Origin of the sequence: Streptomyces sp. NRRL F-5755 (genome assembly GCF_001279365.1) — a bacterium.
In the GTDB taxonomy this organism is placed as follows: domain Bacteria; phylum Actinomycetota; class Actinomycetes; order Streptomycetales; family Streptomycetaceae; genus Streptomyces; species Streptomyces rimosus.
The window spans coordinates 22,799-35,825 of the sequence record NZ_LGCW01000325.1; the positions used below are offsets into that span (position 1 = coordinate 22,799).

The following is a 13,027-nucleotide window of genomic DNA, read 5'->3' on the forward strand; positions in this document are numbered from 1 at the left end:
GCCTACTGCTGCGCCACCTGCGCCACCGCCGCCTGCGGCCGGATCGGCAGGCGGCCTATCGGGCGGCCCGTGGCGGCGCGTACGGCGGAGGCGACCGCGGCCGGGGAGGTGACGACCGGGACGGCGCTGGCCGGTTTGGCGCCGAAGGGGGCTACCACGTCGCGTTCCTCGACGAGTTTGACGATGCGGATGTCGGGGGCGTCGAGGGCCGTGGGCATGGCGTAGCCGGTGAGGTCGGGGTGGCGGATCTGGCCGCGGGTGGTGCGGAGGTTCTCCATGAGGGCCGCGCCGAGGCCCTGGGTGACGCCGGCTTCGATACGGGCGCGGAGCTGGCGCGGGTTGAGGACCCGGCCGACGTCCTGGGCGACGGTCATCTCCACGACGCGGATGGTGCCGAGTTCGATGTCGACGTCCGCGACGCAGCGGATGGCGCAGAAGGCGAGGCCCACGAAGGCGTCGCCCTGGCCGGTCTCGTCCAGGGGCTCGGTCGGGTGGGGGCGGCACTGGGCGGTGGCCCAGAGTTCCTTGCCGTCGAGGGCCTCGGCGACGGTGGTGCTGAGCACGCCGTCGTACGAGGTGATCTTGCCGTCGGTGATCTGGAGGAGTTCGGTGGACATGCCGAACTTGTGGGCCAGCGGCTGGAGGAGCTGGGTGCGCACCATCTTGGCGGCGCGTTCGACGGCACCGCCGGAGACCCAGGTGTGCCGGCCGTGGCAGGCGCGCCCGGCGGACGGCTGGTCGGTGTCGACGGGGGCGACGTGCACCTCTTCGACGCCCAGGGTCTCCTGGACGATCTGCCGGGCGAGGGTGGAGAAGCCGGAGCCGGTCTCGACCGCGGCACACAGCACGGTGGCGACCGAGCCGCTGACCTTGACCGTGGCGGTGGAGACCTCGTCGGCGCCCTCCGCGCCGAGCATGTGGACCATGCCGAGCGCGTAGCCGACGCCGCGGCGCACCGCGGACGGCTCGCCCGCGCCCTCCAGGCCGCCGGGCAGCAGCCAGTCCTCCTCGGGGGTGTCCTTGGGGAGTTCGGGCAGCGGCTCGTCCTTGACGGCGCGCAGCAGTTCGGCGACCGGCGCCGGGCAGGTGACGGTCTGGCCGGTGGGCAGCAGGTCGCCGGTGGCCATGACGTTGCGCAGCCGCAGCTCGGCCGGGTCCATGCCCAGCTTGGCGGCCAGCTTGTCCATCTGGCCTTCGTAGGCGGCGCACACCTGCATCGCGCCCTCGCCGCGCAGATGCCCGGACGGCGGGTTGTTCGTGCGGACCGCCCAGCCCTCGACGAAGGCGTGCGGGACGACGTACGGGCCGCAGGCGAAGGAGACGGCGGCGGCCAGCGCCTCGGCGGAGGTGTCCGCGTACGCGCCCGCGTCCATCAGGATCTGCGCCTCGACCTTGACCAGCTTGCCTTCGGCGTCCGCGTGGTGGCGGTAGCGCAGGAGGGTGGGGTGGCGGTGGGCGTGGCCGAGGAAGGACTCCTCGCGGGTGGCGGTCAGTTTGACCGGGCAGCCGGTGCGCAGGGCGAGCAGCCCGAGGGCGAGCTGCATGCCGGGATCCTCGCGGTCCGCGGTGGCGCCGGGCACGCCCGTAACGACGATACGGACCCGTTCCGGCGCCAGCCCGAAGCAGGCGGCGGCCAGGTCGCGGTCGGCGTGCGGGTCGGTGGAGGCGGTGTAGATCTCGACGCCGCCGTCCGGGCGCGGCACCGCGAGCCCGGCCTCGGCGCCGATCGGCGCCGGGTCCTGGCGGCCGATGCGGTACAGGCCCTCGACGATGGTCTCGCCCACCACCTCGGGGTCGCCGAAGTGCAGCGGGATGTGCCGGATCAGGTTGCCGTCCGGGTGCAGCGGCTCCGCCTCGAAGGCGAGTTGGGGGTCGGTGACCGGCTCCAGGACCTCGTATTCGACGGCGATGGCGGCCGCCGCCAGCCGGGCCGTGTCGGGGTGGTCGGCGGCGACGGCGGCGATCGGCTCACCGTGGTGACGGACCACGTCGTGGGCGAAAACGGGGCGGTCGGGCGTGCCCCTGCCGTGCCCGGGGTCGCCCGGTACGTCCGCGTGCGTGACGACGGCCCGTACGCCCGGCATCTCGGCGGCCGGCCCGGTGTCCACCGACAGGATGCGGGCGCTGGCGTGCGGGGAGCGCAGCACCGCCGCCCACAGCAGGCCCTCGGCCCACAGGTCGGAGGCGTACGGGAAGACGCCCTCCGTCTTGGCGGGCGCGTCCGCGGACGGCAGGGAGACGCCGATGCCGTGCGGCGGCTCGGCGGGGAGGGGGACGCCCGCGGCGGGGGTGGCGGTGACGGCGCCGCCCTCGGGTGTGCCGGTCATGCGGAGCCTCCGGACTGCGGATCTGCGCCCGGGCCGTGGGGGTGCGGCCCGTGGGGGTGGTGGCCGTGGGATGCGGGGCCCTGCGGGTCGGCGGGGCCCGCCTGGTGCGGGATGCGGGGGGTGCCGGGCTCCTCGGGGGCGGCGGCCGCGGCCTCTTCGGCGGCTGCCGCGGCGTCGGCACGGTTACGGGCGACCTCGTTGACCGCGTCGAGCACGCCCCGGTAGCCCGAGCAGCGGCACAGGTTGCCGCACAGCGCCTGGCGCGTCTCCAGCTCGGTGGGCGCGTGGTTGCCTTCCAGCAGGTCGTGGACGGTCATGGCCATGCCGGGAATGCAGAAGCCGCACTGGACGGCGCCGGATTCGGCCAGGGCGCGCTGCACGTCGGAGGGCGCGCCGTTCCGGGCCAGGCCCTCGACCGTACGGACCTCGCTGCCCGCGGTGGTCGCGGCGGGCACCAGGCACGACGCCACGAGCCGCCCGTCGACCTGTACGGAGCAGGCCCCGCACTCCCCTTGCGAACAGCCGTCCTTGGCCCCGGCGAGGCCGAGGCGCTCGCGCAGCACGTACAGCAGCGACTCGCCGATCCAGGCGTCGGTGACGGGGCGGTCGGTGCCGTTGACGGTCAGGACGTAGGAGATGTGGGGGTGTTCGTCGTGGGGGTCGGGGGCCGGGTCGGGGGCGGGATCGGCTGCGGCCGGGTCCGCCGCCGTGGTCGGCTCCGGTGCCTCCAGGGCCGGAGCGGGCTGAGAGGTCGCGTCCTGCTGAGCCGTGGGCTCGGCGAGGGCTTCCTCGGGTGCTTCCGTTTCGGGTGCTTCCCCTTCGGGCGCGGCGGGCGCGTCCGGGACCGCGGCGGGCTCCGGCGCAGCCGGGGCTTCGATGGCTGCCTCGGGGGCGGTCTCGATGTCGTCCTCGGCCGGCGCGGGGGCGGCGTCGAGGACGGCTTCGGGGGCGGTTTCGGAGACGGCTTCGGGAGTCACGTCCGGAGCGTCGGCGGTCGCGTCCGTACGGGGCTCATCCGTACGGGACTCATCCGTACCGGCCTCGCCCGTACCCGCCTCCGTACGCGCGTCAACGGGCACCTCGGTGTCCGCCTCGGCCGTACCCGCCTCGGCCTCCGCCGGGGCATCACCCGGAGCCTCGGCCTCCGGCGCAGCCTCAACCGCAGGCTCCGGCTCAGGAACCGCCTCCGGCTCCGGCTCCGCCCGCACCTCCTCGCGCGGCGCCGGCGGCCACTGCGCCAGCGCGTCGGCGGGCAGCGACCAGTTGCCGGCGCCCAAGGTGCCGCCGTCGTACGGCCCTTCGCTCGCCGGAGGCACCCCGTGGGCCGGGTCGTAGCCGGGCGTCACCTGGTCCGCAGGCCGGTGCTGCTGCGGCGGCTGGTGTGCGGGCTGGTCGTACGGCAGGTGGCCGGTGCCCGGGTGCTGGTCCGTGGTGAAGTTCCAGTGCCCGGTCGCGGCCGGGTCGGCGGGGAGGTGGCCGTGTTCGACGTGGCCGTACGCGTTCCCGTAACCGGAGGCGGGGTTGCGGTCGTCGCCGAGCAGGTACTCGCCGGACTCCTCCAGCACCTCGTCCGGGGCGGTGGGGATGGCCCACTGGCCGGTGGTGCCGCTGCCGCCGTCCGCGCCCGGCCAGGCGTCGTGCGGCGCGGCGTCCTGGCCGCCGTCGGCGTAGTGGCCGTGCGGGCCGGGGTCCGGCATGCCGTGCGCGGGCAGGCCGGTGGCCGGGGCGTCCGCGAACGGCATCGTCCACTGGCCGGTGGCCGACGGGTCGGTGGTCGCGCCCGGGGTCGGCGGCGCGAAGGAGGACGGCGGGGTGTAGCCGTGGCCGGGCGCGGCGAGCGGGTCGGCGCCGTACCCGTCGTGGCCGGGCGCGCCGCCGTGGCCGTCCGGCGCGCCGGGGGCCTGGTGGGGGTCCGGGTAGGCGGGGTAGCCGTAACCGCCCGGATACGGGCCGCTGGTGAAGCCGTCCGGGAGCTGGACGAAGGCGGTGGCCTCCTGCTCGTACTCGTTGCCCTGGGGCAGTGGCTCCCACCGCTGCCGGTCCTGCGGGCGCACCACGCGCAGCGGCTGGGTGTCCTCGGGGCTGTTGCGCCCGTCGGGACGGTCGGGGCTGTCGGCGTCGCTCACGAGAGCGCCCTCCCAAGTGCTCGGCGGGCCAGGGCCGCCACCGTACGGCGCAGGTGCAGCGCGGCGGGCGGCAGGGTCTGCGGCTCGGCGCCGTCCGGCGGCGGGGGCGGGTCGGGGATGCAGGCGGCGGCGACATAGTCGCCGAAGGCGGCCAGCGCTTCGGGGACCAGGGTGCGTTCGCCGTCCCAGTCGATGATGGAGGCCACCCACTCCTCGGCCTCCAGGGGCCGCAGCGGCATGGCGGCCACCGCGCCGACCGCGCAGCGCACGCCGCGCCGCGCGGGGTCGAGGACGAGGGCCACCGAGGCGGTGGCGCGGCCGGGGCCGGTGCGGCCGGTGGCCTTCAGGAAGGTCTGCGGGGCGTGCAGCAGCGGCACCCGTACGTAGCCGACGAGTTCGCCGGGGCGCAGCATCTCGCGGCCGGCCAGCAGGTGGCTGACCGGGAGCTCGCGGCGGGCGCCGCCGGGCCCGGCGATGACCAGGTTGGCTTCGAGGGCGGCGAGCACGGGGAGGGTGTCGCCGGTGGGAGCGGAGGTGACGATGTTGCCGCCGAGGGTGCCCGCGTTGCGGACCTGCGGGGGGCCGGCGGCGCGCGCCGCGGCGGCCAGGCCCGGGATGAGGGCGGCGAAGTCGGGGCGGCCCATCCGCGCGAGGGTCAGTCCGGCGCCGAGGAGGGCGTGGCCGTCCTGGTACTGCCAGCCGCGGATCTCGCTGATCCGGCCGAGGCCGACCAGGCCGGCGGGCCGCAGCAGCCCGGAGTTGACGGCGGCCATCAGGTCCGTACCGCCCGCTACGGGCACGGCGGTGGGCATGGCGGTGAGCGCCGCCACGGCCTCGTCGAGCGAGGCCGGCAACGCCACGGATGACGAAGCCTGCGGTGCGTGCGTGGTCAACCCAGCTGCCCCTTCCCCGGTGTCCCGGCTGTTCCGCTCCGCCGTACGGTACGTGCTCACGGTCCGGACGTGGCAACTCTGGCACATCTTTGCAGGCCCGCGGCGCCAGGGCCCGTCTTCGAGGCGCGCTCGCACGGCATCGGGCGCCTCCGGCGCGCGACAAGGCCGGTGTTCGGGGCGTACGGGATGTTCGGGACGTCAAGCGGAGTGGGGCTCCGCCGCAGCCGCGGGCGCCGGCGGCCGGGGGCCGTGGAGCGCGCGGGCGGGCACGCTCCGAGGGACTTACCGGACATACATCACCTTGACCGCCGTGGGTGCGTTGGGCGGGAACCACCGTCCCAGCAACCGGCCGCCCCGGCCGCCCGCATCCGCCCCGGCTCACACGTTTGGGGGCGACCCCTCGATCGGGCGTCCGAGCAACCCGGGGCGCCGCTGCCACGGGAGGGGGCCGCCGGGCGGCCGGTAGTCGACGCCGAGCGCGTCCAGGCGGGCGTAGTGGGCGGCCATCCGGCGGGTGAATCCGGCGTGGTCGCGCTCCGCGGGCGGCGGCAGCTCGGACCAGGCGACCTCGGCGAACGCGGCGAGCCGCGGGAAGACCTGGTAGTCGAGGCGCTGCGGGGTCTCCATCACCTCGGTCCAGACGTTGACCTGGGTGCCGAGCACGTGGGCGGCCTGCTCCGGGGTCAGCTGGGGCGGTATGGGCTCGAAGCGGTAGACGTCCTCCAGGGTGCGTACGTAGCCGATCGGTACGGGCTCGTCGGGGCCGTCGTGCTGCCGGTGGTCCAGGTAGACCTGCTGTTCGGGGCACATGACCACGTCGTGGCCCGCCTGCGCCGCGGCGATGCCGCCCGCGTAGCCGCGCCAGGAGGACACCGCGGCGCCCGGCGCGAGGCCGCCCTCCAGGATCTCGTCCCAGCCGATCAGGCGGCGGCCCCGGTCGGCGAGCCAGCGGTCGAAGTGGCGGATGAACCAGCTCTGCAGCCCGTCCTCGTCGCCCACACCGAGTTCCCTGATACGGGCCTGGGCGTACGGCGACGCGCGCCACTGGTCCTTGGGGCACTCGTCGCCGCCCATGTGCACGAAGCGGGAGGGGAAGAGGGCGAGCACCTCCTCCAGGACCCCTTCGTAGAAGCGCAGGGCGTTGTCAGTGGGCGCCAGTACATTCGGATTGACGCCCCACGTGTCCCAGACCTTGAGGGAGTTGGTGTCGATGACGTCGGTGTTGCCCAGTTCCGGGTATGCCGCGATGGCGGCCTGCGAGTGGCCCGGGATGTCGATCTCCGGGACGACGGAGATATGCCGCGCGGCGGCGTAGGCGACGATCTCGCGGATGTCGTCCTGGGTGTAGTAGCCGCCGTGCGGGCGGTCGTCCCACAGGGGTGAGGCCCGGTGGCCGAGCTTGGTGCGCTCCCGCCAGGCGCCGGCCTCGGTCAGCTTCGGATAGCGCTCGATCTCGATGCGCCAGCCCTGGTCGTCGGTGAGGTGGAGGTGCAGGACGTTGAGCTTGTGGGCGGCGAGCAGATCGAGGTAGCGCAGCACGCCGTCCTTGGGCAGGAAGTGCCGTGCGACGTCGAGCATCATGCCGCGCCAGGCGAAGCGGGGCGCGTCCTCGATGCGTACGGCCGGTACGGCCCAGCGGTGGCCGGGGCGCAGGGGCGCGCGGCGGTGCGCGTCGGGCCCGAGCAGCTGCCGCAGCGTCTGGGCGCCCCAGAAGGTGCCTGCCGCGCCGCCGCCGAGGAGGGTGACTCCGGTGTGGCCGGCGGTCAGCCGGTAGCCCTCGGGGCCGAGCGCGTCGGCGGTGTCCGCGTCGACGCGCAGGCGGATGACGCCGTCGTCCGGGCCGGTCCCGGCGCTGCCGGGCGGCAGTGGCAGGCCGGTCGCGGCGCCGACGGTGCCGCGCAGCCAGGCGGCGGTGGTCTCCGTACCGGGTCCCGCGTCCAGGACGGTGCCCGGGCCGAGGAGGAACGCGCCGCCCTCCGGGCGGTTGTCGCGGGGCTGCGGTATCAGGCCGGTCGCCGCCCGGGCGGCGTCCGCCGTCACTGCGTCGTCCATGTGCTGAGCCTTCCGTTGTGGGCGTGAAGGGGGACGGTGGTGGTGAGCACGGTCAAGGGCGTCGTCAGTCCTTCACCGCACCGCCGAGGCCCGACACCAGCCTGCGCTGGACGAGCACGAAGAACACCAGCACGGGCACGGTCATCACGGTCGACGCCGCCATGATCCCGCCCCAGTCGTTCTCGTCCGGCTTGAAGAAGACCAGCAGCGCCATCGGGAGCGTGGAGTTCTCCGTCGCGCTGATGATGAAGGACTTGGCGAAGAGGAAGTCGTTCCAGGTGCTGATGAAGGAGAAGACGCTGGTGGCGACGAGGCCGGGGAAGACGAGCGGGAAGAGGATCTGCCACAGGAAGCGCGAGCGGGACGCGCCGTCCAGACAGGCGGCCTCCTCCAGCGCCTCGGGTACGGCCTTGACGAAGCCGCGCAGCATCCAGATCGCGAAGGGCAGGGAGAAGGCGAGGTGCGGCAGGACCAGTGAGCCGAGGGTGTTCAGGCCGATACCGGGTACGGCGTCGCCGACGTCGCGCATCAGGAAGAACAGCGGAATGGTCAGCGCCTCGACCGGCACCATCTGCGCGACCAGGAACATGATCAGCAGGGTGGTGCGGAACCGGAAGCGGAAGCGGGTGACGGCCGTCGCCGCCAGGAAGGCGATCAGCGCGGAGGCGATGACGACGACGCCCGCCACGAACAGGCTGTTGAGGAAGTACCGCCCGAAGTCCTGCTGCTGGAAGACGCGCCGGAAGGCGTCCAGCGAGGGGTGCAGGGTCCAGGGCAGCGGCTCGGTGGACTGCACCTCGCCCGCCGGTTTGAAGGCGGACAGCACCATCCAGTAGAGGGGGAAGGCCACGGCGGCGGCGATCAGCAGCGCGCCCGCCTCGGCGGCCAGCCGCCCGGGCCGCCGGATCCGCGGCGTACGGACCGTACTCACAGTTCCTCCCCCTGTCGGCGCAGCAGGCGCAGGTAGACGAGCGTGACGGCCAGCAGGATCAGCAGCATCACGATGCCGATGGCCGAGCCCAGGCTGTACTGGGACGAGGCGAACGCCTTCTGGTAGGCGTACACGTTCAGTACGAGGTTCTGCCCGGCGATGCCGCCGCCGTTGGTCATCACATAGATCTGGGTGAAGACCTTGAAGTCCCAGATGACGGACTGGATGGTGACGACGACGAGGATCGGCCGCAGCATCGGCGCCATGACCGAGCGCCAGATGCGCCACTGCGACGCGCCGTCCAGGGCCGCGGCCTCCAGCACCTCCTCCGGGATGGCGCGGATGCCCGCGTAGACGGTGACCATCACGAACGGGAACGAGCACCACACGACTTCCAGCAGGACCAGCGCGAAGGCGCTGTAGCGCCCGTAGGTCCAGGAGAGGTCGCCGAGGCCCAGCACCCGGTTGACCGGTCCGAAGTCCGGGTCGAAGAGGAAGACCCAGACGGTGGAGCCGGTGATGGCGGGGGTGGCCCAGGCGCCGAGCGCGGCCAGCATCAGGGCCAGGCGCGGCACCGCCCGTATCCGGGTGAGCAGCACGGCGAACGAGCAGCCGACCGCCAGCGTGCACACGACACAGGCCGCGGCGAACACCACCGTGGCGAGCAGCACCTGCCAGAACTGGCCGTCCCCGAACAGCTCGGCGTAGTTCGCCAGCCCCTGGAAGCTGGTCGGTTCGCCGCCGCTGACCTGGGCCTGGGTGTATTCGAGGAACGAGATCAGGCCGAGCTGGTAGATCGGGTAGACGAGCAGACCGCCCAGCACGACCAGCGCGGGCGCGAGGTAGAGCCAGGGCGTCCAGCGGCTTCCTCGGCGGGACGGCGGCCGTACGCGGCGGGCGCCGGTGAGCGGCGTCCGGCCGCCCCCGGCGCGTGCTTCCTTGACCGTGAGCGTCACTTCTTGAACGCCTCGTCCATCTTCTTGGCCGCGTCACCGGACGCCGTGGCGACGTCCTTCCGGCCGCTGACGATCTCCTGGTACATCGTCGGCAGCACGAGCGAGGCGTCGATGGTGGCCCAGGCCGGGGAGACCGGCACGAACTTGGCGCCCGCGTCCAGCGTCCGCACGAACGGCTCGACGAACGGCTGCTTCTTCGCCGCCTCGGCCCGTACATCGGTGTACGTCGGCAGGAAGCCCATAGCGTCGAACAGCCGCCGCTGGGTGTCCTTGCCGGCCAGCTGCTTCATCAGGTCCACGGCCAGCGTGCGGTGCGAACTGCTCTTCAGGACACCGATGTTGTTGCCGCCCGCGAAGGCCGGGGCGATCGAGCCCTTGGTGGTGCCGGGCAGCGGCACCACCGCGTACTTGCCCTTCACCTTGCCGTCCTCCATGGCCTGGTGGCTGAAGTCGCCGCCGATCGCCATGCCCGCCTTGCCGGCGGCGAAGGCGGCGACGGTGTCGTTGCCACCCATCTCCGCGCATTTGGCGGCCGGGCAGTTGGCGTCACCGAAGAGGTCCGCGTACGCCTTGATGCCCGCCTGCGACTTCTCGCTGTCCACGGCGGCGGTGAAGTCCTCGCCCTTGCCGGTGGCCAGCTCGCCGCCGTGCGCCCAGAGGAAGGGCAGCGCGCCGTAGGTGTACGCGCCGCCGACGGCGATCCCGTACAGCTCGGGCCGCTCGGCGCGGATCTTGCGGGCGGCCGCGGCGACCTCGTCCTGCGTGGTGGGCACGGCGATGCCCAGTTCCTTGAACACATCGGTGCGGTAGTACAGGGCCCGTACGCCGACGAACAGCGGCGCGCCGTAGACCTTGCCGTCCACGGTCACCGACTGCTTGGCGGTGGGGTCGGTGTCCTTGGCCTCTTTCCAGGCGCCGAACTCCTGGCTGACGTCGGCCAGTCCGCCGTCCTTCACGTACCCGGCGGTGTCGGTGTTGCCGTACTCGATCACGTCGGGGGCGCTCTTGGGGTCGTTGAAGGCAGCCTTGATGCGCTGGGCGCGGGTGTCGACCGGGATGTAGTCGACCCGGACGTCGGTGCCCTGGTGCGCGGCCTTGAAGTCGGCCACCGCCTTGCCGACGGCCGCTTCCTTGGGCTTGTTGTTGACCTCCTGGAAGAGCCAGACCCGCAGCGTGCCGGTCTTGGTGTCCTCCTTGGCGCCGCCGCCGGAGGTGGACGGGGCGCAGCCGGCGGCGGTGGCGACGGCCAGGACAAGTGCGGCCGCGCGGGCGGCTGTTCGAGCGGAGAGCTGCATTGGGGACCCCCTGGAAGGAACGTTGCAGCATGCGCAACGGGCGTTTCGCCATGCACAATCCTCAGGAGGCTAAGCGCGCCGACGCTCCCCGACAAGAGCCGATCAGGCAACGCCGCGGGCGACACGCCACCACTGGCCCACAATCGGCATCGTTCGGTCCCGGTACGTCTATCTATGAATCAGATGTCCCTCCTCTGCTACCGCAAGCAGCACCGGGCGCCACGCGAGATTCCGGCTCCCGGCCGCGGCCCCGGCAGCAGCACCCAGCCGCACCCACACAAAGGACCGACCGAAGCCATGCGCGCCAGACCCGTACGCACCTCCCTGCTGACCGTCGCCGCCCTGGGGCTGCTGCCCCTCGCGGCCACACCCGCCGCCGCGCACGCCCAGCCGGGGACCGGCGGCCGCCAGCACATCGCCGTCCACGAGGGCACCGACCCCTCCGGGCCCCTCCTCGCCACCGCCCGCCTGCGCTGCTTCCCGGCCGGCGGCGACCACCCGGACCCGGCGGGCTCCTGCCTCAAGCTGGCCATGGCCAACGGCGACTACACCCGCGTCCCGCCGGAGCACCGCGCCTGCCCGCGGATCTACCAGCCGGTCACGGTCGTCGCCCACGGCACGTGGCACGGCAAAACGACCTTCTACCAGCGCACCTATCCGAACCAGTGCGTCGCCAACGCCGAGAGCAGCGACATCTTCAACCTCACCCCGTGGCGCGACTGACGCACCCTGCACCGTACGGCCGAGGCCCGGTCTCCGCACGGGGACCGGGCCTCGGTACTACGGCACAACGCACGCGGCCCGCTCCTCGTACGGGAACGGGCCGGACACGCGCAGGGCGGGCGGGAGCCGCGCGGCAGGACGCCGGCTCCGGCCGGACGGACTACTTCTTGCCGCCGTCCTTGCCGCCCTTGTCCTTGTCGCCACCGGCGCCCATGGACTCGTAGATCTCCTTGCACATGGGGCAGACCGGGTACTTCTTCGGGTCGCGGCCCGGGACCCAGACCTTGCCGCAGAGGGCGACGACGGGGGTGCCGTCGAGCGCGCTCGCCATGATCTTGTCCTTCTGGACATAGTGGGCGTAGCGCTCGTGGTCGCCGTCGCCGTGCGACGTCTGCGGCGTCGGCTCTACGAGGGTCCCCGTACCTGCCCCGCGCTCGGGCTCAAGAGTGCTCATAACCGCCAAGGGTACCGACGCGCGCGGCGTGCCGGGAGCGGCGGCCCGCCCACAGGTGGAGCACCAGCCCGAGGGCCGCGACACCACCCGCCGCCCACGGCAGCGCGTACCCCTCGGCCCCCGCGGCCAGGGCCAGTCCACCCAGCGCGGAGCCGGCCGCGCTGCCCAGATAGAGGGCCGAATTGTTCAGGGCGAGGGCGACCGTGCCGCGGTCGTCACGCAGGGCGAGCAGCCGGTGCTGCTGCGGAACCTGGAGCGCCCAGCCCGCCGCGCCCCAGAGCACCAGGACTGCGGCCGCGCCCGGCAGCGCGGCAGCGGCCAGCAGCGGCAGCAGGACCTGGGCCACGGCGACCGTCACCAGCACCCCGCCCACCAGGGCCGCGGCTTTCCCCGTACGGTCCACCAGCGGCCCGGCGACCAGGCTCCCCACCACGCCGCCGATCCCCCAAGCCCACAAATACGGACCGACCTCTCCTACCCCGCCCGCGGAGGCCAGCACCGGCGCCAGATACGTGTAGAGCCCCAGACTCGCCACCGCCGCCAGGAACGACACCCCCACGATCGGCGCCACCTCCCGGTCCGCGATGGCGGCCAGCCGGGCACGCGCCGCCACCGGCGGATCGGCCGGCACCGGCGGCAGCAGCCCCGCCAGCCCCACCAGGGCCACCGCCCCCAGCCCCGTGACCAGCCACATCGTCGACCGCCACCCCGCATGCCCGGCCAGCAGCACCCCCACCGGCACACCGAGCACCGTCCCCGTACTCATCCCGCCCATGACCAGCGCCAGCGCCCGCCCGCGCCGCTCCCCCGGCACCAGCGCCGACGCGGCAGCCGTGGACAGCGCCGCGTAGACCCCCGCCCCGGCCCCCGCGACAACCCGCGCGGCGAGCAGCGCGCCCAGCGAGGGGGCGAGGGCGGTGGCCGCGTTCCCCACCGTGAAGACACCCAACGCGACCACAATGACCACCCGAGGCCGCACCCCCGCCATCAGCCCCGCGACCAACGGCGCGGCGATCGCATACGCCAAGGTGAACACCGTCACCATCTGCCCCACGAGCGACACGGACGCCCGAAGATCACCGGCAACCACGGGCAACAGCCCCGCCATCACATACGCGTCCAGCCCAAGAGCAAACGCCCCCAGAGCCAGCAGCCAGACTTTGCGCATTGCTGTGAACTCCCTTTGTTATCCCGCTACGGCGCATCGACCGGGGAAACGTAGGAGGGCTCCGGGGGGTGGGGGAAATGTTGGTGGGGGGTGATTTATGTC

At 73.6% G+C, this 13,027-nt stretch carries 10 protein-coding genes; 1 reads left to right on the top strand and 9 read right to left on the bottom strand.

The window, feature by feature from the left end; genetic code table 11:
- Positions 1 to 2: 2 nt before the first annotated feature.
- The 7 genes from ADK86_RS39660 to ADK86_RS39690 all read right to left on the bottom strand — a co-directional run bounded on the left by ADK86_RS39660 (position 3) and on the right by ADK86_RS39690 (position 10,580).
- The gene (locus tag ADK86_RS39660) at positions 3 to 2,327 is read right to left on the bottom strand and encodes a xanthine dehydrogenase family protein molybdopterin-binding subunit (protein WP_053701009.1); all 2,325 of its coding nucleotides are present in this window, start codon (positions 2,325 to 2,327) and stop codon (positions 3 to 5) included.
- Positions 2,324 to 4,453, bottom strand: coding sequence for a 2Fe-2S iron-sulfur cluster-binding protein (locus ADK86_RS39665; protein ID WP_234346341.1), 2,130 nt, complete (start codon positions 4,451 to 4,453; stop codon positions 2,324 to 2,326). The genes ADK86_RS39660 and ADK86_RS39665 overlap by 4 nt, the downstream gene beginning before the upstream one ends.
- Positions 4,450 to 5,346, bottom strand: a complete 897-nt coding sequence (locus ADK86_RS39670; RefSeq protein WP_053701010.1) for an FAD binding domain-containing protein — start codon at positions 5,344 to 5,346, stop codon at positions 4,450 to 4,452. The genes ADK86_RS39665 and ADK86_RS39670 overlap by 4 nt, the downstream gene beginning before the upstream one ends.
- A gap of 378 nt (positions 5,347 to 5,724) precedes the next feature.
- On the bottom strand, positions 5,725 to 7,398 hold the full coding sequence (locus ADK86_RS39675) for a beta-N-acetylhexosaminidase (RefSeq protein WP_053701011.1): 1,674 nt from the start codon (positions 7,396 to 7,398) through the stop codon (positions 5,725 to 5,727).
- Positions 7,399 to 7,462: 64 nt separating this feature from the next.
- Positions 7,463 to 8,329, bottom strand: a complete 867-nt coding sequence (locus ADK86_RS39680) for a carbohydrate ABC transporter permease (RefSeq protein ID WP_053701012.1) — start codon at positions 8,327 to 8,329, stop codon at positions 7,463 to 7,465.
- Positions 8,326 to 9,285, bottom strand: a complete 960-nt coding sequence (locus ADK86_RS39685; RefSeq protein ID WP_053701013.1) for a carbohydrate ABC transporter permease — start codon at positions 9,283 to 9,285, stop codon at positions 8,326 to 8,328. Before ADK86_RS39685 ends, ADK86_RS39680 begins: the two co-directional genes overlap by 4 nt.
- The gene (locus ADK86_RS39690) at positions 9,282 to 10,580 is read right to left on the bottom strand and encodes an extracellular solute-binding protein (RefSeq protein ID WP_053701014.1); all 1,299 of its coding nucleotides are present in this window, start codon (positions 10,578 to 10,580) and stop codon (positions 9,282 to 9,284) included. The genes ADK86_RS39685 and ADK86_RS39690 overlap by 4 nt, the downstream gene beginning before the upstream one ends.
- A gap of 297 nt (positions 10,581 to 10,877) precedes the next feature.
- On the opposite strand from ADK86_RS39690, the gene ADK86_RS39695 reads away from it, so the two are divergent.
- Positions 10,878 to 11,303: an SSI family serine proteinase inhibitor gene (locus ADK86_RS39695; protein ID WP_053701015.1), complete on the top strand. Its 426-nt coding sequence runs from the start codon at positions 10,878 to 10,880 to the stop codon at positions 11,301 to 11,303.
- 160 nt (positions 11,304 to 11,463) lie between these two features.
- Here ADK86_RS39695 and ADK86_RS39700 read toward each other — a convergent pair whose 3' ends face one another.
- Together ADK86_RS39700 and ADK86_RS39705 are read right to left on the bottom strand one after the other, a co-directional pair.
- Positions 11,464 to 11,757: a DUF3039 domain-containing protein gene (locus ADK86_RS39700; protein ID WP_030184509.1), complete on the bottom strand. Its 294-nt coding sequence runs from the start codon at positions 11,755 to 11,757 to the stop codon at positions 11,464 to 11,466.
- On the bottom strand, positions 11,744 to 12,925 hold the full coding sequence (locus ADK86_RS39705) for an MFS transporter (RefSeq protein ID WP_053701016.1): 1,182 nt from the start codon (positions 12,923 to 12,925) through the stop codon (positions 11,744 to 11,746). The genes ADK86_RS39700 and ADK86_RS39705 overlap by 14 nt, the downstream gene beginning before the upstream one ends.
- Between the last annotated feature and the right edge of the window lie 102 nt (positions 12,926 to 13,027).